This window comes from Nocardia beijingensis NBRC 16342, from assembly GCF_001612785.1.
GTDB lineage: Bacteria > Actinomycetota > Actinomycetes > Mycobacteriales > Mycobacteriaceae > Nocardia > Nocardia beijingensis.
The window spans coordinates 29,867-48,208 of sequence record NZ_BDBC01000059.1 but is presented as its reverse complement, the minus strand read 5'-3'; the positions used below and the strand labels follow the sequence as shown (position 1 = coordinate 48,208).

The window sequence follows — 18,342 nt, the reverse complement described above, 5'->3', positions numbered from 1 at the left end:
CGCGATGGCAGCGGTCGGACTCATTCACCGCCGCCGGGATTGCCGATCGCGATCATCCGCTGCACCGAGTTGCGACCCAGCGCGGCGGTCTCCGGATCGACATGGACCTCGTCGCGGCCTTCGACCAGGCAGCGCAGCAGCGCCGCCGGGGTGATCATCTTCATGTACTTGCACGACGCCCGGTCGTTCACGGCCTGGAAGTCGATGCCGGGGGCGGCCTTGCGCAGCTGGTGCAGCATGCCGACCTCGGTGGCCACCAGCACCTGATTCGACTTCGCCGCCTTGGCCGCGTCGATCATGCCTCCGGTGGACAGGATGTGCACCCGCTCGGCCGGGAACGCGCCCTCGCCCGCCAGGTACAGCGCCGAGGTGGCGCAACCACATTCGGGGTGCACGAACAGTTCCGCGTCCGGGTGGGTGCGCGCCTGCTCGGTCAGCTCGTCGCCGTTGATGCCCGCGTGCACGTGGCACTCGCCCGCCCAGATGTGCATGTTCGCGCGGCCGGTGACCCGCTTGACGTGCGCGCCGAGGAACTGGTCCGGCAGGAACAGCACTTCGCGGTCAGGATCGATCGAGGCGACCACGTCCACCGCGTTGGACGAGGTGCAGCAGATGTCGGTGAGCGCCTTCACCTCGGCCGTGGTGTTCACGTACGACACGACCACCGCGTTCGGGTGCTCGGCCTTCCAGGCGCGCAGCTCATCGGCCGTGATCGAGTCGGCGAGCGAACATCCCGCACGCTGATCGGGGATGAGCACGGTCTTCGCCGGGCTGAGAATCTTGGCGGTCTCGGCCATGAAGTGCACGCCGCAGAACACGATGGTGTCCTCGGGCGCCTCGGCCGCGATCCGCGACAGCGCCAGCGAGTCGCCGACGTGGTCGGCCACGTCCTGGATCTCCGGCAACTGGTAGTTGTGCGCCAGGATCGTCGCGTTGCGCTCCCTGGCCAGTCGCTTGACTTCCTGCGCCCACTCCGGCGTTGCCTCGACACCCGCGAACCCCGATGGTCCGTCGAACACCTGCCCCATCAGCGGGGGCGCCAGTTTCGCACCCGTCGTCGCCATGGATGGCTCCCTTCCTCGTGCGGTCGGCTACACCGCCGATTCGCACCAAACCAGGTTTTCGACTTATGATCGAAAACGTGGCCCATAGTAGCACCATCCACGAATCGCTCACCGCGGTGTTCCAGGTTCGCCGCTTCCCCAGCGACATCGCCGCAGGTCACGCTCCGGCCGACCGGGCGGAAGGCATGCTGCGACGTTGCCCGCCCGACCAGCGGACCGAACTCGCGGTGTTGCTGTGGGAACGCGCGCTCGACCCGCAGAAGGGCACCTGGTCGCTGCCCGGCGGACGCCTCGGCGACGACGAGGATCTCGACACCTCCGCGCGCCGCCAGCTCGCCGAGAAGGTCGACGTGCGCGAGCTGAGTCACCTGGAACAGCTCTCGGTGTTCAGCGCCCCCGACCGGGTGCCGAGCCCGCGGCGCATCGCCTCGGCCTATCTCGGGCTGGTCCCCCTGACCGCCGACCCCCACCTGCCCCCGGACACCGCATGGCACCCGGTCTCGGCACTGCCGGACATGTCCTTCGACCACCGCACGGTCGTCGACCACGCCCGCACCCGTCTCGCGGCGAAACTGTCCTACACCAACATCGCCTTCGCCCTCGCGCCGGACCGGTTCACCATGTCTACGTTGCGCGAAATCTATTGCGCCGCGCTCGGTTACGACGTGGACCCGACGAATCTCCAGCGAGTCCTCTCCCGCCGCAAGGTGATCACTCCCACCGGAGCCACCGCCGCCCCCGGACGCGCGGGCGGCCGCCCCGCCGCGGTGTACCGCTTCACCGACTCCGGCCTACGCGTGACAGACGAATTCGCGGCCCTGCGCCCACCCGGCCCGTCCTGACCTCCGGGTGGCGACCCTAGTCAGCCATAGCCTTGCGGTGTTTGCTCCGCCGCCGGTACTGCCGCTTACTCGGCACGGGCCGCGCCGCATTACTCCGCCGCAGCGCATCCCGCCGCCGCCACGCCACCAGATCGGCCCGTTCGCTCTCCGCGGAAGCCGCTTCGGCTTCCGTCCGCTGCGCGCTTCCCATCGCCCGCCCCTTCCAACGCTCTCTCGGCGCCCACCGTATCCCCACGCCCCCACCGCCCTCCACCGGTTTTCGCCAGGAGAACAAGATCAACGGCACCTGGCCGCGGCATTTCGCGAGTAGGTCCCTCCGTCCTGTGCCGTTGATCATGAAGAGGCGTTCAGGCGGCCTTCATCTGCGGGCTCGGCGGCGGAGCTTCGGTTCGTTGCGATAGTCGGGAAGCGGCCCAGAAGACCAGTTCGACCAGCCAGAACAACAGGAGGAACAGCGTCACGACGGTCACGGGGACGGCGAGGAAGATCAGCGAAGGAATGGCGACGACAACGAAGCGGGCGACGTCGCCCGCGCTCGCGCCGCGCAAGCGGTGGGCGGCGCGCACGGCCGCCCACATCATCCAGCGGCGCGGCAGCGAGACTCCGAGTTCGTGCAGGCTGCGACGGAAGATGCCGTCGGCGTCGGCCACGCTGACGGCGTTCGTGCTGAGCAGGTAGTCGTGCAGGATCGCGGCGCGGGTATAGATGCCGTAGCGGGGAATCAGCCAGATCAGTGGGCGCGGCACCGACGCGAAATCGGTGCGGAAACCGGCGGGAATCACGAATTCCCCACTGGCCCCGTGGTAGACGAACGGTTCGGTCACCCGCCAGAACTTGGCGTCGAGCTCCTCGACGATCGGCCCGCCACCGACAAAGGTCACGTCCTGTTCCTTCCCCGCATTGCGCGCCACCCCGCGGTGGTCCGGCCTCCCGCGACCACTCGCCGGGTCAATACCGTTGCCGGTATTCGGGTACCGAATACTCTTCCGCGGCAGGCTCGTAGCCACGATAGGGCAGCTCTTCCCCGCTCGCAGCCGCACCGTCGGAGCCTCCGGTGTCGAAGGCTTGCTCCTTCCGTGCGGTGCGGCGGCCGCTGCCGAGATCCTCCGACGTACTGAGCGCGGCGAGGAACAGCATGACCAACGACGCGATCAACGGCTGCACGATCAGCGCCAGGTCGCTGCCCAATTCGATCGGCAATGTGACGATCTGGCCGACCGGCGGGTCGTGCGGGCGCGGATGCGACCACTCGGCCACCTGCTCCCCCACCCGGGCCAGCACCACCGCGCCCGCAGCGCTACCGACCAGCAGACCCAGTTGCAGCAGCGGTCCGCGCGCCGAGCGCCAGCGCCACACGGCCAGCGCGCCGAGCAGGCCGAGCACCGCCCCCACGAGCACGAACAACGCCAGCGCGTCGAACTGATGAGCGCTCTCCCCCGTCAGCGCGACCCCACGACCAGGCTCGACCACGAGCAGCCGCTCGGTCGGCGCGAGCAGGCCCCAGCCGACACCCGCGAGCGCGCTCGCCACCACCACGGCGACCGCGACCACCGCCGCCGCCCGCACCTCACCCCGAGACGACGCCACTAGCGGCGTTCCAGTTCGGCGGAGTCGATGACGCCGTGCCGGGAGCACTTTGCCCACCAGCCGTCCGGGCTCACCTGCACGATCATGCGGCGCCCGCACTGCTCGCAGAAGCGCGGCGGCTCCAAGCCCAGCGCGGCGGCGGCCGGTACCGCGTCGTCGAGGCCCGGCACTATTCGCTTGCCGGTGAACGGGTTGTAGCGCTCGTCCATGTCCATGACAGTACCCATGCTCGCCTGCCTCTTCCTCGCAACCGAGCCGGGTCAGAGCGTTTCGTTGAGCGCCTTGATCGGCATCTTCAGCTCGCCGAGCAGGTCCAGGTCCTGTTCGGCCGGGCGGCCGAGGGTGGTCAGGTAGTTGCCGACGATGACGGCGTTGATGCCGCCCAGGATGCCCTGTTTGGCGCCGAGGTCACCGAGGGTGATCTCCCGGCCGCCCGCGAAGCGCAGCATGGTGCGCGGCAGCGCGAGCCGGAACGCGGCGACGGCGCGCAGCGCGTCGGACGCGGGCAGCACCTCCAGGTCGCCGAACGGCGTGCCCGGACGCGGGTTGAGGAAGTTCAGCGGCACCTCGTCGGGCTCGAGTTCGGCCAGGTTGGCGGCGAACTCGGCGCGTTGCTCCAGCGTCTCGCCCATGCCGAGGATGCCGCCGCAGCAGACCTCCATGTCCGCTTCCCGGACCATGCGCAGGGTGTCCCAGCGCTCCTCCCAGGTGTGCGTGGTCACCACGTTCGGGAAGTAGGACCGCGAGGTCTCCAGGTTGTGGTTGTAGCGGTGCACGCCCATGGCGGCCAGCTGGTCGACCTGCTCCTGGGTGAGCATGCCCAGCGAGCAGGCCACCTGGATGTCCACCTCGTTGCGGATCGCCTCGACGCCCGCGGCCACCTGGGCCATCAGGCGCTCGTCCGGCCCGCGCACGGCGGCCACGATGCAGAACTCCGTCGCGCCGGTCTTGGCGGTCTGCTTGGCGGCCTCCACCAGGCTGGGAATGTCCAGCCACGCCGCGCGCACCGGCGACTGGAACAGGCCCGACTGCGAGCAGAAGTGGCAGTCCTCGGGGCAGCCGCCGGTCTTGAGGCTGATGATGCCCTCGACCTCGACTTCGGGACCACACCACTTCATGCGCACCTCGTGCGCCAGGGCGAGCAACTCCTCCAACTGGTCGTCGCCGAGGCGCAGCACCGCCAGGGTCTGCTCCTGATTCAGCCCTTCACCGCGCTCGAGCACCTGCTCGCGGGCGATCGACAGAATGCCGGTGGCTACGGGTGCCTGGGTCACTGCACGAATCCCTTCGTCCGGCCGAGGTGGCCGTGCAACTTGAACGGTGTTCAGGCTAGGGTAGCGACAGGAGTGAGTCAAAGCACGACGGGAAGGGCATCGAGTGCAGCTGCACCGGGCGGACGTGGTCGACGGCGCCATCGCGATTCTGGACCGATACGGCCTGGCCGACCTCACCATGCGCAGGTTGGCCGGTTCGCTCCAGGTCCAGCCGGGGGCGCTGTACTGGCACTTCCCGAACAAACAGGCGCTGCTCGGCGCGGTTGCGGACAAGATCCTCGCGCCCATGGACGACCCGATCGAGGCCGAGGAGTGGTCCGGGCAGATCACCGAGCTGGCCCACCGGCTGCGCGACTGCCTGCTGGCCTATCGCGACGGCGCCGAACTGGTCTCGGCGACCTACGCGTCGAGACTGACCACAAGCAAGGGGCGGGAACGCCTGGTGAGCGCGGCCATTCGCGCGGGCATGCCGCGGCAGGAGGCCGAACTCGCGGCGTTCACGCTGCTGTACTACGTCCTCGGCGAGACCGTGGACGAGCAGTCCAGGATGCAGATGGACTCGGCGGGCGCCCTGCCCGAGGGCGCGTCGCCGCTGGAGGAGACCACCGACGCCACCGCGCGTTTCGACTTCGGCCTGCAATTGTTCGTGGCGGGTGTGCGGCACCTGCTCGGCACTCGCGTCCGCTGACGTCCGACGCGCCGGCATGAGGGTTCCGCGGTCGGTGTAGCGGCCTGGTTTCCGGCGGCGCGCCGAGGATTCAGCGCAGGTGCGTGTTCAGGAAAGCCAATGTGTCCGGAAGCGATGCCAAGAACGCACCGCTGTGGTCCTGGCCGGGGTAGCTCTGGACCATCACTTGTACTCCCGGGTTGAGCTGTCGCAACTTCTCCCCGTAGCCCTCGGTGTCGGTGGGCGGCACATCGATGTCGGCCGTGCCGTAGCCGATCCTGAGATCGCTGGTGAACCGGTCTTCCGGATATCTCGTCAAGGCGGCGATGTCCTCGGCGAAGGTGGGCGTCGGCCGATCGGGATCGGCGACAAGCGCCGACGGCCTGCGGCCCTCGGCGCGCTCGACCAGGCGCGACAAGCATTCGTGGGCCGCCTTTTCCACGAATTCCTTGCCGAAATCCGACAGGTACGGGGTGACACTGCCGGGGTTCAGTTCCTCCAGCGAAGCCAGGTAGTACGCCGCGTAGGCGATCTGGTTCTTCGAGCCGGTCGAGTCGCGCCGGAACATCTCCGGCAGGCTCTTACTGGGGTCGGTGCGCAGTCCGGTGACCACTACTCCGCTCAAACCGGGCGCGGAACCGCCTTTCTCGGCGTACAGGGCCGCAGCGCTCATCGCCGCGTGCGCTCCTTCCGACTGGCCGACGACGACCCATCTGCGCGACAGCGGAATCGGAGTCGCGCGCATCGCCGCGACCGCGTCGACGATCGACATCCCCTCGACATTCGCGTTGTAGTAGCTGAACTGCCCGCTGGTGCCGAGCCCCTGATAGTCGGGAGCCAGCACCGCGTAACCGTGGTCCAGGATCTGATCGAAGTAGGTGGTGTTCCGCTCGGACTGCGGGCGGCGCGACGGCGCGCAGGCGTCGCCGATGCCCGCGGTGCCGTGTGCCCACACCACCAGCGGCCATCCGCCCTCCGGCGGCAGGCCCTTTGGCAGATAGAGCGCACCGGAGGCCTGCGCGACGGCTCCGTGCTGATCGGTCGTGGTGTAGCCGATCCCGAACGACGCCATGGCCTCGGGGAACGTCCACGCCGGATCGAGCAGTTCGATCGCACTCAGTTGCCCGGTCGCCGGGCTTTCCGCTGCCGCGGGCGCCACCGCGAGCGTGACCGCGACGCACATGCTGATCGAGGCCGCGACCGGAACGGCTCGCCGAAGGAAGGAGATGGGCATGGCGCAGCACCATACCGACGCGCACCGGTGACAACGTCCCAGCGACACCCGCCACCAGTGGAAGTCCCCATATCCCGCGCGGTGGCGGCGAGGGGCTACCCGGTCTCGGCGGACGGCTGCCGTGCCGGCGGCACGACCACCCCGGGAAACCAGCGGTGCATGGTGTACGCGCCCGCCGCGGCGGTGAGCGCGAGCGCGACGGCCGCTCCGCCCAGCACGGTGACGGCGCTGATCGCCCCGACCGCCACCGGCCCGGCGAACATGCCGATGTCGTGGGTGAGCCGCCAAGCGCCGAGGAACTCCGCCCGCTGCCCGTCGGGCGCGACGTCCGCGCCGACCGTCATGATCAGCCCGTTGCTCAGCCCGTTGGCCAACCCGAGCAGCACGGCGGCGCACCCGAGACCGAACACCGAGGAGGTGAACGGCAACACGCCGAAACCGGCGGCGAACAGGACCATCGACGGCACACCGGTCGCCCGCCTGCCGTAGCGATCCAACCACACCCCCGCCGGATAGGACATCAGCACGTCCACCGCGCCCGCAACGCCGAACACCAGACTCGTGGTCGAGGCGCTCACTCCGATCTGCGCCGCCCACAACGGCAGCAGCGCCAGCCGCGCCGCCCGCGCGGCGCCGACCAGCAGCGCGGCCAGCCCGAGCGTGCCGAGGGTCCTGCGGTGCTCGACCACGATCGCCGTCAGCGCGTGCCCGGCGCCCGCTCCGCCCGCTGCCTCCGGCGATCGGATCGCCGCCATGGCCGCGCCGGACACCACCGTGGCCGCCAGCTGCAACCACAGCGCGCCGTTGGGACCGAGCGAATGCACCACGGCCGCACCGAGGAACGGTCCGCAGAAGAACCCCAGCCGCATGGAACCGGCCAGCGTCGACATCGCGCGCCCGAGGTCGTTCGCGGGCACCACGGCCACCAGATAGGACTGGCGAGCCAAGCCCCACACCGCGCTTGCCGCGCCGTTGAGCAGCATGCCCAGCGCGAGCATGCCGACATTCGGCGCGACGATCGCCGCGAGCACGCCGATCGCCCCGAGCACCGAGCCGAGCGCCAGCGCGCCGCGTTCGCCGATCCTGGCGACCACCTGCCCGGCGGGCAGGTCGGTGAGCACCATGCCCAGTCCGGACAGCGCGACGACGACGCCGGCCAGCCCGGCCGATGCCCCCAGATCGAGCGCGCGCAGCGCGTACATCGGCGCGGCCGCGCCGGAGCCGATGCCGTACACCACCATCGGCACGAACACGGTCCAGGTCAGCGACCGCAACCGCACCGCAGCGACTTCACCGACCGTGCCGGACCGCTCGCTCATCGCACCACCGCTCGACGCCACGACGCCGCCCTCTCCTCGCTCACCAGCAGCCCGAAGACGCTGCCCGAGGCGAGACCCCCCGCGGCGATTGCCTGTCGCGACTTCCAGCGAAACTCGCACGCGCAACCGACTTCACACGCCCCGCCCGCGAATTGGGCACAGCGTCGGCCGACCCCGCGACAGATGCGCGGGGCCGACCGATCGCGCGCCCGGACGCCGCCCCGTGGCGGACCGCCCGACGCGCCGGTGACCGGGTGGGACAGTCGCTTCCGTCGCCGCCGCTCACCGGGCCAGCGCGGGCTGCCGTGCGAAGCGGCTTTCGGGGCGGGGCAGGCCGAAGTGGTCGCGCAGGGTGGTGCCGGTGTACTCGGTGCGGAACAGGCCGCGCTCCTGCAGGATCGGCACGACCGTCTCGGCGAAGATCTCCAGTCCGCCCGGGTAGTACGGGGGCATCACGTTGAACCCGTCGGCGGCGCCGTTGCGGAACCATTCCTCGATGGTGTCGGCGACCTGCTCCGGCGTTCCGGCGAACACCCGGTGGCCGCGCGCACCGGCGAGGCGGTGCAGCAGACCGCGCACGGTCGGCCGTTCGCGCTGCACGATGCCCGCCACGACCTGCAAGCGGCTCTGCCCGTTGTCGGTGACATCGCCCGCGGCGTCGAACAATTCGACCGGGATCGGCTCGTCCAGCGGCAGGTGCCGCAGGCTGATCCCGACGATGCCCTCGAGCTGCGCCAGGCCGTATTCCGGCACGGTGAGCTCGTTGAACTCCTGCTCCAACTTCTTCGCCGCCGCCTCGGTGTCGGCGATGAACGGGCTGATCCCGGGCAGGATCTTGACGTGCTCGGGGTCGCGCCCGAAGCCGCGGGCCCGCTCCTTGATGTCGGCGTAGAACGCCTGGGCGTCGCTGAGCCGCTGGTGGGCGGTGAAGATCGCCTCGGCGTACTTGCCCGCGAACGCGCGCCCGTCGTTCGACGCGCCCGCCTGCACCAGCACCGGGTGGCCCTGCGGGGTGCGCGGCGCGGTGAACGGCCCGCGCACCCGCAGGTGTTCGCCCGCGAAGTCGATCTGGTGGATCTTCTCCGGGTCGGCGTACACGCCGGAGTTCCGGTCCAGGACGATCGCGTCGTCCTCCCAGCTGTCCCACAGCGCGACCACGGCGTCGACGAATTCCCTGGCGCGGGCGTACCGTTCGGCGTGGACGGGATGCTTGTCCAGACCGAAGTTGGCCGCGGCGAGATCGGTGCCGGTGGTGACGATGTTCCAGCCCGCCCTGCCGCCGGAGATGTGGTCCAGCGTGGAGAACAGCCTGGCCAGGTTGTAGGGCTCGTAGTACGTGGTCGACGCGGTGGCGATGAGGCCGAGATGCGTCGTGGCCGTGGCGATCGCGGTGAGCAGGGTGATCGGCTCCAGGCCGGAGGCCGCGTTGTGCTTGACGTCGGTGCGCAGGGCCGGCCCGTCGGCGAAGAACACCGCGTCCAGTTTCGCCGCCTCGGCGGTGCGTCCGATCTCCTGGTAGTAGGCGACGTCGTAGATCCGGTCCGGGCTGCTCCACGGATGCCGCCAGGCCGCCTCGTGGTGGCCGGAGGGATAGATGAAGGCGTTGAGGCTGAGTTGGCGCGGTGCGGTCATGAGGCTTTCTTCTCGTCGGTGGGCGTGTCGGCGATGTCGACGCCCAGGCTGGCCAGCAGCAGGGATCGGTGCCGCAGGAAGGCGGGATCACCGTGGCCGCGTGGACGTTCCAGGTCGATGCGCTGGTCCACCGCGATGCGCCCTTGGTCGAGCACCAGGACACGGTCGGCCAGCAGCACCGCCTCGTCCACGTCGTGGGTGACCAGCAGCACGGCGGGCCGATGCTTGGCGCACAGGTCCTGCAGCAGTGCGTGCATCTTGATCCGGGTCAGCGCGTCCAGCGCGCCGAACGGTTCGTCCGCGAGCAGCAATTCGGGTTCGCGCACCAGCGAACGCGCCAGCGCGACGCGCTGCTGCTCGCCGCCGGAGAGCTCCTTGGGCCACGCTTTCTCCCGGCCCGCGAGCCCGACCTCGGCCAGCGCCGCGCGACCGCGACCGGCCGCGTCCGGACCGCCGAGGCCGAGGGTCACGTTGTCGAGCACCCGCACCCAGGGCAGCAACCGGGAATCCTGGAACACCACGGAGCGCTCGGTGGGCACGCTCAACTCGCCGGAACCCGGCACGTCGTAATCCAATTCGGCCAGCGCGCGCAGCAGCGTGCTCTTGCCGGAGCCGCTGCGGCCGAGCAACGCGACGAACTCGCCGCGAGCGATGTCGATGTCGAGATCGCGCAGCACGACCCGGTCGCCGAAGCCACGGCGCAGCCGCCGGGCGCGGACGACGTTCAGTCCCCGAGCGTCTGCCGCCATGACAGCGCCCTCCTTTCCGCCGCGCGCACCAGCAGGTCGCCGAACAGGCCGAGCAGGCCGTAGATCACCAGGCCGACCACGATGATGTCGATCTGGCCGTAGGTGCGGGCCTGCGTCATCAGGTAACCGATCCCGCTGGTGGCGTTGACCTGTTCCACCACGACCAGGGCCAGCCACGAGATGGTGACGGCCAGCCGCAGGCCGGTGAAGAAACCGGGCAGCGATCCCGGCAACGCGATCCGGCGGATGAATCCCCACCGCGACAGACCGACGGTCTGGGCGAGTTCCACGTATCTGGCGTCGACGCTGCGCAGATGCGCGTGCGTGTTCAGGTAGATCGGGATCGCCACGCTGGTGGTGATCACCACCAGTTTCATCTCCTCGCCGATGCCGAACCACACGATGAACAGCGGGATCAGCGCGAGCGTCGGAATGGCGCGCTTGATCTGGATCGGCCCGTCCACCAGCGCTTCACCGACCCGGCTCAGCCCGGCCAGCAACGCAAGCACCAGCCCGATCGCGACGCCGAGACCGAGTCCGATCGCGGCGCGCTGCACCGAGGTCAGCAGATTGCTCTGCAAACGGCCGTCGGCGAGCAGATCACCGGCGGTCTCGGCGACCGTCCACGGCGCGGGCAGTGTCTCGGGGTCCAGTGTGCCGGTGGCCGATCCGGCCACCCAGGCGACGATCAGTAACAGCGGTCCCACCGCGACGCCGAACGGGATGGGACGGCCCGGACCGAGGCGCGGCCGGGTCGGCTTGCGCTTCGCCAGCACCGGTTCCGTCGCGGAGCGGCCGCGACCGAAGCGGCGCAGCACCGCGGCGTCGATGGTCGCCATCAGCGTGCCTTCGGCTCGAACGACGCGCCGCTCTCGGTGACCGCTTGCGTGATCGCGGCGTCGAACCGCAGGTCGAAGCCGTTGGACGCCTGCACCTTCTTGGGCAGTTCGCCCGCCTTGGCGATGGCGTCGATGGTGGCCTGCTGCCGGTCGACGAGCTGCTGGTCCAGATGCGGGAAGACGTAGGCGCCCAGCGATTCCACGATGCGCTTGGCGTCGTCGGCGCTCACCTTCTGGTTGTCCACGTAGTACCGGCGCGCCCAGTCCTCCGGGTGGGTGTTGGCCCACTGGTAGGCCCGGACGAACGCGCCGACCAGCGCGCGGCTGGCGGCGGCCTTCGCCGGGTCGCGCACGACGGCGCGGCGCGCGTACAGGTAGGCCAGACCGCCGTAGATGCCGGCGGTCTCCGAATCCGGGACCAGCGAGGCGCCCTGCGTGCGCAGGAACCGGGTGACGTTCGGCTCGATCAGCGGCGCGACGTCGACCTGACCGGTGCGCACGGCATCGGGGAACTCGGCCAGTTGCAGCCGGATCAACTGCACATCGGAGGTGGTGAGCCCGGCCTTGTCGATGGCGCGCAGCACGGCGGCCTGCTGGGCGGTGCCCTCGGCGTAGGCGATCTTCTTGCCCTTCAGATCCGCCAGCTTCGACACCGACTTGCCCGGCGCCACCGCCAGTTTCAACGCGGTGGTGCTGGTCTGATAGGACGCGATGATCGGAACGTCCTGCCCGGCGACCAACGCGTGGATCGGCGGGACGTCGCCGACCTGCGCGACGTCGGCGGCGCCGGCGCGGAACGCCTCCAGGATGGCGGGACCGCCGACGAAGTTGGCGAACTCCACCTTGAACGGAAGTTTGTCGAGCTCACCGCTCAGGCGCAGGACGGATTGCAGGCGCTCGGACTGATCGGCGACCACGAGGGTGGTTCCGGCGGGAACCTCGGTCGGCAATGGTCCGTCGGCGGTGGGACCGACCGGCTCGTCGTCCTTCGCGCAGCCGGTGAGTCCGAGGGTCGCAACGGTCGCCACGGCGAGCAATGCGGCGGTCGCGCGGCCACGGCGGCCGGACCGGAACGTACTTGGTCGGAACATAAGGCGAATTACAACAAGACGGAACCGGCGCGAGAACGGTTTGTCTCAGCCTGGTTCGAACCCCTCAGCGCGGCGGCGCAGCCACCGTCGTCGACCGGACCTGCTGCTGATAACGCTGTACGAACGGCAGGATCTGCTGTTCGATCACCGTGTTGTACTCCCGGGGCCGCTGCATGGGATTCGCATGCCCGGTGTTGCGCGCCAGCACCACCAGCAGCGTGCCGTCCACTCCGCCGGACTGCTCGATCAGCACCCGGTGGGAGTACTCGACATCGACCACGCGGTCGGCGTTCGCATCGCGTGGCCGGATGAAGACGATGGCCGGCCGCGGCTTGTCCGCGACGGGCTGGGCCAGGGTGCGCAAATCGTCCGTCGCGCCACCGGCCACGATGGCCGTGAACTGCGACTCGATCAGGCCATTGCTGGCCGCGTCGTGCGAGACGATCTTCTCCCGCATCACCTCCGCCAGCACCTCGCCCAGCTTGCCGAGCCGGATGCCGGGCGGCCCGTGGCCCCGGTCGACGAAGCGGTCCCGGCGGGCGTAGGTCTCCACGGCCAGCCGGAGCATGCGGCTTTCCCGCGCGCCGGGCAACCAGCCCATCCAGCGCAGCATGTCCTCACCGCGCCCGCGGCTCTCCGGGCGCACCGCGTTCAGGTCGACCGGCGTGCAGTCCAGGATCACCCCGGCCAGTCTGCGGTCGCTGTCGCGGTGGATGTGCTCGGCGACCTCGAGCGCGATCACACCACCCATGCTGTGGCCGACCAGCACGATGTTGCGCAGGCCCGAGAGTTCGGCGGCGCGCACCACGAGGTCGGCGATCACCTTGGTGTCGATACCTTGATTGTCGTAGCGGATCGCCCACACCATGCCCATCCTGCGCAGGGCGGGCAGCGCGGCGGCGGTGTCACTGGCGTCGAGCCCGCCGAGCCCGACCAGGTCCACCACGACGGTGTCCCAGTTCTGCGAGTCCACCGGCGGGGCGACGGGCAGGATGGCGGGCTCGGTGCGCGCCAGTCGCGCTTGTTCCGGCGCGACATCGTACTTCCAGTACTGCGCGAACACCACGAGCCCGGCCAGCAGCAGCGCGGCCACCCGAAGCAGCGTCACCTTGGTGCGGCGCAACGTCTTCCACCCATGCCCCAGGCTCGTGTCCCGCAGCCGGGCTCGGCGTCGCGCGTCGCTCCAGTCGGAGACGGTGGACGGGTGCCTCTCGTCCATCGGCGACATCCATCCCACTGTAGGCACGGGCGCGAATGGTCGCCATGTGCCCGCTATCGCTCAGCGTGTCACCGCGGCCGTGGCCGCGAAGTCGCCAGAGGGGACCCGCCGACGGATTTCGTTGTTCCCAGCACGATTCCGTGGGGAAGCCCGTCGCGCACCGCCTGGATATCGCTGCGGTCCTCGGCGTCGTGCCGGAGGCAGCCCCTGGTCGGGTCCGCCGACGTTCGCAGCTCTTCGAAACGCGAACGCGGCCGGTCAGCGGAAAGGCGACCAGGCGGGCTCGAACCAGCTCGGGGCGGCGGCGGTGAATCGCGCGCGTTCCCAGCCGCCCGCGCCTTGCGGCACCGAGCCCACCAGGTCGACGCCGGTGACGCGGGGGAGGTCGGTGCGGTTGCACTCGGCGGCGAGATCCGGTTCGGCGGGCCAGGATCCGATCACCAGGCCCGCGCAGCGCACGCCCGCGGCGTGCAGCGTGCGGGTGGTCAGCTCGGTGTGGTTGAGCGTTCCCAGCCCGGCGGCGGTGACCAGCAGGACCGGTGCGCCGAGTTTCTGGGCGAGGTCGAGCAACGTGAAATCGCCCAGGCGCACGAGCAATCCACCCGCGCCCTCGACCAGCACGAGGTCGGCGTCGGTCAGAGAGTCGACGGCAGCGGCCGTCTCGGCGAGCGTCAGTTCCGGCAGCCCGGCGCGGCGGGCGGCGGTGTCGGGCGCCAGCGGGTCCGGGTAGCGGGCCAGTTCGAGCGTGCGGGTGACGCCGGACAACCGCTGGATCTCCGCGAGATCACCGGGTTCACCGGCCGCGACACCGGTCTGGCCCGGCTTGCACACCGCCACCGAACGGCCGTTCGCCATCGCCGCGGCGGCGACGGCCGCGGTGACGACGGTCTTGCCGACATCGGTGGAGGTTCCGGTGACGAGCAGCACGGTCATGCCGGCACCGCCTCGCGCGCCTGCGCCAGCACCTCGCCGAGCACCGTCGCGATGGCGTCCAGTTCGGCCGGAGTGAGATTCGCCCGCGCGGTCAAGCGCAGCCGCGATGTGCCTTCCGGCACCGTCGGCGGACGGAAGCAGCCCACCTCCAGCCCGCGCGCCCGGCACGCCTGCGCGGCGTCGAAAGCCACCTGCGCCGGGCCGAGCACGACCGAAACCACCGCCGAAGGCGGCGCGGGCACACCGGCGATCCCGGCGATGTCCGCGGCGTTCGTCAGCACCCGCTCGGCCAGCTCCGGCTGCGCGCGCAGCACCCGCAGCGCGGCCCGCGCGGCGCCGACGGCGGCGGGCGCGAGACCGGTGTCGAAGATGAACGTGCGCGCCGCGTCGATCAGGTGGGCGCGCACCCGCTCACTGCTCAGCACCACACCGCCCTGCGCGGCAAGGGATTTCGACAGCGTCGCGGTGATCACCAGGTCCGGCGCCCCGGCCAGGCCCTGCTCGTGCGCCAATCCGCGACCGCCCGCGCCGCGCACACCGATGCCGTGCGCCTCGTCCACCACGAGCACCGCACCGTTGGCCCTGGTCACCCGGTACAGCTCGGTCAGCGGCGCGAGATCGCCGTCGGCGCTGAACACCGAATCGGTGAGCACCAGCGCACGGTCCTCGGTCCGCTCCGACAGCAGCCGGTCCACGGCCGCGACGTCGCGATGCGGCGCGACCTCCACCCGGGCGCGGGAGAGCCTGCACGCGTCCACCAGCGACGCGTGACAGCCCGCGTCGGAGACCACCAGCGAGCCGCGCCCGGCCAAAGCGGTCACCGCGCCGAGGTTGGCCGCGTATCCGGAGGCGAACACGAGTCCCGCTTCCGCGCCGACGAATTCGGCCAGCTCCGTCTCCAGCAGTTCGTGCTCGGTGGTGGTGCCGGTGACCAGCCGTGACCCGGTCGACCCAGTACCCCAGCGGCGCACCGCCTCGATCGCGCCCTCGATCACCTCGGGGTGGCGGACCAGGCCGAGATAGTCGTTGGAGGCGAGATCGATCGAGGGCGCTTGCGGGTCGCGCGGGCGCAGCTCGCGGCGCAGTCCCGCGGCCACCCGCGCGGAAGCGCGTTCGTCCAACCAGCTCAACGGATCGGTAGTCACAGCTGAGCAGCATACTTGAACACCGTTCAGGACACCCGCCCCGAGGTCCGCTGGTACGGTTGAGCCATCGTTGGTGGTGTCACCGGCCCGCGGTGACAAGCTGCACCGGGAGGATTACGGCCGGATGCCGCGGTGGGCGATAGTCGTCGAGGAAACAACGGGCTCGGGCGAGCACAAGCGCTGGTCTCCCCGAATTCTCACCGAAGTGGTCGGCACGCGCGCACAGGCGCTGGCGAAGCTGGCCGGCGTGCTGCCCACCTACACCCCGGAGCATCCCAAACTGCGCGGTCGCCGCATCGTGCTCCGCGACGGCGACACCTACCTGCTGATGGTGCGCGGCTGGTCGGACGACTATCACTGCATCTTCCGGGTGTGGGAGATGGTGTCCGACAGCGATCGCCCGGAGATCGCCGACTGCGCGCCCGACCGGCTCACGGACCGGTGAACCAATTCGGCGTATCGAGCCGGAACACCTCGCCGGGCGTCAGCAAACGCAGGTCGCGCTCGAAGGCGGCCAGCCGGTCCGCGCCGAGCAACTCCGACCAGCGATCGCGGATGCGGTCGAACGTTCGCGCCGATCGGGACAGCACGTCCTCGGCGCGTTCGGTGAGCGTGTAGACCTTGCGCCGCGCGTCGGACGGATCGTGCCCGCGGCGTAGATAGCCCAGCCGCTCCAGCGCCTCGATGTGCTTGCCCGCGGCCTGTTTCGAGACGCCGAGCGCGCGCCCGAGGTCGGCGGCGGTGCAGCCGTGCGGCCCGCCCGCGCGCCCGACCGCCTGGAAGACGAAGCCGTGCATCGGCCGCAGGTCGGCGTGCCCGTGCCCGGCCAGGTCGGCGTGCACCTCGTCGATCGCCGCCCGGAAGCCGAGCAGCATGCGCAGCGGCAACTCGTAGCCGCCACGGTCACTTGACATGATGGACAACCTCGTTGACTATATGGACAGCCATGTTGTCTATTCTAGAGGTGGTACCCCGATGACCGTCATCCGGCACTCCGACACCCGCCGCACCGAGACCGCGAGCGGCGTCATGACCACGCTCGCCTCTCCCACCCAGGGCGGCTCCGGCCTCGCGCTGTGGCGGGTCGAGGTGCCCGCGAACACCGCGGGACCGCTGCATTTCATCGACGCCGAGCAGATCTGGACCGTCCTCGCCGGACGGCTCGACGTCGCGCTCGACGGCACGGAACTCACCGCGGCGGAAGGCGATACGGTGGTTCTCCCGCCGAACGCGCTGCGGCAGGTGCGCACCGGCGACGGCTTCACCGCCATCGTCACCGCGCCGGCGGGGGCTCGGGCCGGAACACCGGACAGCGACGCCACCATCGTCCCGCCGTGGATCGCCTGACCGGTCAGCGCCCGAGCTGTGCGGCGACCGCCGCGCGCATCCCCGCGGTGATCGTGGCGATGTCGCCGGACGTGCTGATGAACGGCGGCATCGTGTAGACGAGGTTGCGGAACGGACGCAGCCACACTCCGGCCGCCACGGCGGCGTCGGTCGCGGCGCGCATGTCGACCGGGCGGTCCAGCTCGATCACACCGATCGCACCGAGCACGCGCGCCTCGACCACGCCCGGCAGCTCCCGCACCGGGGCCAGTCCCGCCGTCAGCTCCGACTCGATCCGGGTCACCTCGCCGCGCCAGTCGCGCGAGCGCAGCAACTCGATCGACGCGACGGCGACCGCGCAGGCCAGCGGGTTGCCCATGAACGTCGGCCCGTGCATGAGCCCGCCGTGCGCCGCGCTGATCGTCTCGGCGATCCGCGTGGTGCACAGCGCGGCGGCGAGGGTGAGGTAGCCGCCGGTCAGCGCCTTGCCCACGCACATCACATCCGGGCCGACACCGGCCTGGTCGGCCGCGAACAGCGTTCCGGTGCGGCCGAATCCGGTCGCGATCTCGTCGAAGACCAGCAGCACGCCGTGCTCGTCGCACAGTCTGCGCAGGTCGGCGAGGTAGCCGGGGTGGTGCCAGCGCATCCCGCCCGCACCTTGGACGACCGGCTCCACGATGACCGCGGCGAGTTCGCCCGCGTGCCCGGCGATCATGCGCTCCAGTTCCGCCACGTAGTCCGGGTGATATTCGCTCGGGGGCACCGGCGCGAACAGCTGGTTCGCCAGGATGTCGGTCCACAGCGAATGCATGCCGCCCTCCGGGTCGCACACGCTCATCGGCGTGAAGGTGTCACCGTGGTACCCGCCGCGCCAGGTGAGCAGCCGCCGCTTCTCCGGTCTGCCCAGTGAACGCCAATACTGCAGGCACATCTTCACGGCGACCTCGACCGAGACCGAGCCGGAGTCGCACAGGAACACCTTGTCCAGCCCGTCCGGCGTCGACTCCACCAGCAGCTCGGCCAGCCGGGCCGCGGGCTCGTGGGTGAGCCCGCCGAACATCACGTGACTCATCCGCCGCGCCTGCTCGACCAGCGCGGCGTCCAAGACCGGGTGCCGGTAGCCGTGGATGGCGGCCCACCAGGAACTCATGCCGTCGACCAGCTCGCGTCCGTCGGCCAGCGTCAGCCTGGTTCCCGCGGCGGCGGCCACCACCAGCGGTTCGGTCGTCGCGGGGAACCCGCCGTAGGGATGCCAGACGTGCTCGGCGTCGAGGGCGGTGATCTCGTCGGGGGTCAGTGCCACGGGAATCCTCGCATCACGGCCCCGGTCACCGGGGCGTCCTGAACGTCGTTCAAGTTAGCACCCGAGCTGGGCGCGCCCACAACAGTGGGCCGAGTTCGGCCGTTTCCCCACCCGG

20 protein-coding genes are annotated in these 18,342 nt (G+C 70.5%); 4 read left to right on the top strand and 16 right to left on the bottom strand.

Annotated features, from left to right (window positions below; translation table 11 throughout):
- Positions 1-20: 20 nt before the first annotated feature.
- Positions 21-1,064, bottom strand: a complete 1,044-nt coding sequence (gene nadA / locus NB3_RS28425; protein WP_067809481.1) for a quinolinate synthase NadA — start codon at positions 1,062-1,064, stop codon at positions 21-23.
- A 65-nt stretch (positions 1,065-1,129) separates the two neighbouring features.
- Here nadA and NB3_RS28420 point away from each other — a divergent pair, with 65 nt between their 5' ends.
- Positions 1,130-1,906 carry an NUDIX hydrolase gene (locus NB3_RS28420; RefSeq protein WP_176579816.1) on the top strand — a complete coding sequence of 259 codons (777 nt, stop codon included), beginning with the start codon at positions 1,130-1,132 and terminating at the stop codon, positions 1,904-1,906.
- 347 nt (positions 1,907-2,253) lie between these two features.
- On the opposite strand, the gene NB3_RS28415 is transcribed toward NB3_RS28420, so the two are convergent.
- From NB3_RS28415 to bioB, 4 genes are all read right to left on the bottom strand, one after another.
- Positions 2,254-2,787, bottom strand: a complete 534-nt coding sequence (locus tag NB3_RS28415) for a DUF1353 domain-containing protein (RefSeq protein ID WP_067809557.1) — start codon at positions 2,785-2,787, stop codon at positions 2,254-2,256.
- A 67-nt stretch (positions 2,788-2,854) separates the two neighbouring features.
- Positions 2,855-3,493, bottom strand: coding sequence for a DUF2567 domain-containing protein (locus NB3_RS28410; RefSeq protein WP_244892123.1), 639 nt, complete (start codon positions 3,491-3,493; stop codon positions 2,855-2,857).
- Positions 3,493-3,720: a biotin synthase auxiliary protein BsaP gene (gene bsaP, locus NB3_RS28405; protein ID WP_067809475.1), complete on the bottom strand. Its 228-nt coding sequence runs from the start codon at positions 3,718-3,720 to the stop codon at positions 3,493-3,495. The genes NB3_RS28410 and bsaP overlap by 1 nt, the downstream gene beginning before the upstream one ends.
- Positions 3,721-3,753: 33 nt before the next feature.
- Positions 3,754-4,767 (bottom strand): biotin synthase BioB, encoded by a 1,014-nt coding sequence (bioB, locus tag NB3_RS28400; protein ID WP_067809473.1) that lies wholly within the window; start codon positions 4,765-4,767, stop codon positions 3,754-3,756.
- A gap of 103 nt (positions 4,768-4,870) precedes the next feature.
- Here bioB and NB3_RS28395 point away from each other — a divergent pair, with 103 nt between their 5' ends.
- Positions 4,871-5,455: a TetR/AcrR family transcriptional regulator C-terminal domain-containing protein gene (locus NB3_RS28395; RefSeq protein ID WP_067809471.1), complete on the top strand. Its 585-nt coding sequence runs from the start codon at positions 4,871-4,873 to the stop codon at positions 5,453-5,455.
- 70 nt (positions 5,456-5,525) lie between these two features.
- Here NB3_RS28395 and NB3_RS28390 read toward each other — a convergent pair whose 3' ends face one another.
- The 9 genes from NB3_RS28390 to NB3_RS28350 all read right to left on the bottom strand — a co-directional run bounded on the left by NB3_RS28390 (position 5,526) and on the right by NB3_RS28350 (position 15,595).
- A complete protein-coding gene (locus tag NB3_RS28390) occupies positions 5,526-6,668 on the bottom strand; it encodes an alpha/beta hydrolase family protein (protein ID WP_067809469.1) in 1,143 nt (380 codons plus the stop codon).
- Positions 6,669-6,763: 95 nt separating this feature from the next.
- A complete protein-coding gene (locus NB3_RS28385; protein WP_067809467.1) occupies positions 6,764-7,987 on the bottom strand; it encodes an MFS transporter in 1,224 nt (407 codons plus the stop codon).
- 282 nt (positions 7,988-8,269) lie between these two features.
- A complete protein-coding gene (locus NB3_RS28380; protein ID WP_067809466.1) occupies positions 8,270-9,619 on the bottom strand; it encodes an LLM class flavin-dependent oxidoreductase in 1,350 nt (449 codons plus the stop codon).
- The gene (locus NB3_RS28375; protein ID WP_084823751.1) at positions 9,616-10,368 is read right to left on the bottom strand and encodes an ABC transporter ATP-binding protein; all 753 of its coding nucleotides are present in this window, start codon (positions 10,366-10,368) and stop codon (positions 9,616-9,618) included. Before NB3_RS28375 ends, NB3_RS28380 begins: the two co-directional genes overlap by 4 nt.
- Positions 10,344-11,207 carry an ABC transporter permease gene (locus NB3_RS28370; RefSeq protein ID WP_067809464.1) on the bottom strand — a complete coding sequence of 288 codons (864 nt, stop codon included), beginning with the start codon at positions 11,205-11,207 and terminating at the stop codon, positions 10,344-10,346. Before NB3_RS28370 ends, NB3_RS28375 begins: the two co-directional genes overlap by 25 nt.
- Positions 11,207-12,298, bottom strand: a complete 1,092-nt coding sequence (locus NB3_RS28365; RefSeq protein WP_084823750.1) for an ABC transporter substrate-binding protein — start codon at positions 12,296-12,298, stop codon at positions 11,207-11,209. The genes NB3_RS28370 and NB3_RS28365 overlap by 1 nt, the downstream gene beginning before the upstream one ends.
- A 64-nt stretch (positions 12,299-12,362) precedes the next feature.
- Positions 12,363-13,526: an alpha/beta fold hydrolase gene (locus NB3_RS28360; RefSeq protein ID WP_067809462.1), complete on the bottom strand. Its 1,164-nt coding sequence runs from the start codon at positions 13,524-13,526 to the stop codon at positions 12,363-12,365.
- A gap of 249 nt (positions 13,527-13,775) precedes the next feature.
- Entirely contained in the window at positions 13,776-14,450 is a 675-nt protein-coding gene (gene bioD, locus NB3_RS28355; RefSeq protein ID WP_067809461.1) for a dethiobiotin synthase, read from the bottom strand.
- Positions 14,447-15,595: an 8-amino-7-oxononanoate synthase gene (locus NB3_RS28350; RefSeq protein ID WP_067809459.1), complete on the bottom strand. Its 1,149-nt coding sequence runs from the start codon at positions 15,593-15,595 to the stop codon at positions 14,447-14,449. Before NB3_RS28350 ends, bioD begins: the two co-directional genes overlap by 4 nt.
- 73 nt (positions 15,596-15,668) lie before the next feature.
- On the opposite strand from NB3_RS28350, the gene NB3_RS28345 reads away from it, so the two are divergent.
- Complete coding sequence (locus tag NB3_RS28345) at positions 15,669-16,040, top strand: hypothetical protein (RefSeq protein WP_067809458.1); 372 nt, start codon at positions 15,669-15,671, stop codon at positions 16,038-16,040.
- Here the strand turns inward: NB3_RS28345 and NB3_RS28340 are convergent.
- Positions 16,027-16,509: a MarR family winged helix-turn-helix transcriptional regulator gene (locus tag NB3_RS28340; RefSeq protein ID WP_174553250.1), complete on the bottom strand. Its 483-nt coding sequence runs from the start codon at positions 16,507-16,509 to the stop codon at positions 16,027-16,029. The two genes, NB3_RS28345 and NB3_RS28340, sit on opposite strands and share 14 nt — an antisense overlap.
- Positions 16,510-16,570: 61 nt before the next feature.
- Between NB3_RS28340 and NB3_RS28335 the strand changes: the two genes are divergently transcribed.
- Entirely contained in the window at positions 16,571-16,942 is a 372-nt protein-coding gene (locus NB3_RS28335) for a cupin domain-containing protein (RefSeq protein ID WP_067809456.1), read from the top strand.
- Between the two features lie 4 nt (positions 16,943-16,946).
- On the opposite strand, the gene NB3_RS28330 is transcribed toward NB3_RS28335, so the two are convergent.
- Positions 16,947-18,227 carry an adenosylmethionine--8-amino-7-oxononanoate transaminase gene (locus NB3_RS28330; RefSeq protein ID WP_067809455.1) on the bottom strand — a complete coding sequence of 427 codons (1,281 nt, stop codon included), beginning with the start codon at positions 18,225-18,227 and terminating at the stop codon, positions 16,947-16,949.
- Between the last annotated feature and the right edge of the window lie 115 nt (positions 18,228-18,342).

Coding starts and splice junctions, on each gene's coding strand:
- NB3_RS28370 (WP_067809464.1), bottom strand. CDS start 11,207: ATGGCGACCATCGACGCCGCGGTGCTGCGCCGCTTCGGTCGCGGCCGC.
- NB3_RS28390 (WP_067809469.1), bottom strand. CDS start 6,668: ATGCCCATCTCCTTCCTTCGGCGAGCCGTTCCGGTCGCGGCCTCGATC.
- bsaP (WP_067809475.1), bottom strand. CDS start 3,720: ATGGGTACTGTCATGGACATGGACGAGCGCTACAACCCGTTCACCGGC.
- nadA (WP_067809481.1), bottom strand. CDS start 1,064: ATGGCGACGACGGGTGCGAAACTGGCGCCCCCGCTGATGGGGCAGGTG.
- NB3_RS28365 (WP_084823750.1), bottom strand. CDS start 12,298: ATGTTCCGACCAAGTACGTTCCGGTCCGGCCGCCGTGGCCGCGCGACC.
- NB3_RS28335 (WP_067809456.1), top strand. CDS start 16,571: ATGACCGTCATCCGGCACTCCGACACCCGCCGCACCGAGACCGCGAGC.
- NB3_RS28340 (WP_174553250.1), bottom strand. CDS start 16,509: ATGTCAAGTGACCGTGGCGGCTACGAGTTGCCGCTGCGCATGCTGCTC.
- NB3_RS28420 (WP_176579816.1), top strand. CDS start 1,130: ATGATCGAAAACGTGGCCCATAGTAGCACCATCCACGAATCGCTCACC.
- NB3_RS28380 (WP_067809466.1), bottom strand. CDS start 9,619: ATGACCGCACCGCGCCAACTCAGCCTCAACGCCTTCATCTATCCCTCC.
- NB3_RS28375 (WP_084823751.1), bottom strand. CDS start 10,368: ATGGCGGCAGACGCTCGGGGACTGAACGTCGTCCGCGCCCGGCGGCTG.
- bioD (WP_067809461.1), bottom strand. CDS start 14,450: ATGACCGTGCTGCTCGTCACCGGAACCTCCACCGATGTCGGCAAGACC.
- NB3_RS28385 (WP_067809467.1), bottom strand. CDS start 7,987: ATGAGCGAGCGGTCCGGCACGGTCGGTGAAGTCGCTGCGGTGCGGTTG.
- NB3_RS28360 (WP_067809462.1), bottom strand. CDS start 13,526: ATGTCGCCGATGGACGAGAGGCACCCGTCCACCGTCTCCGACTGGAGC.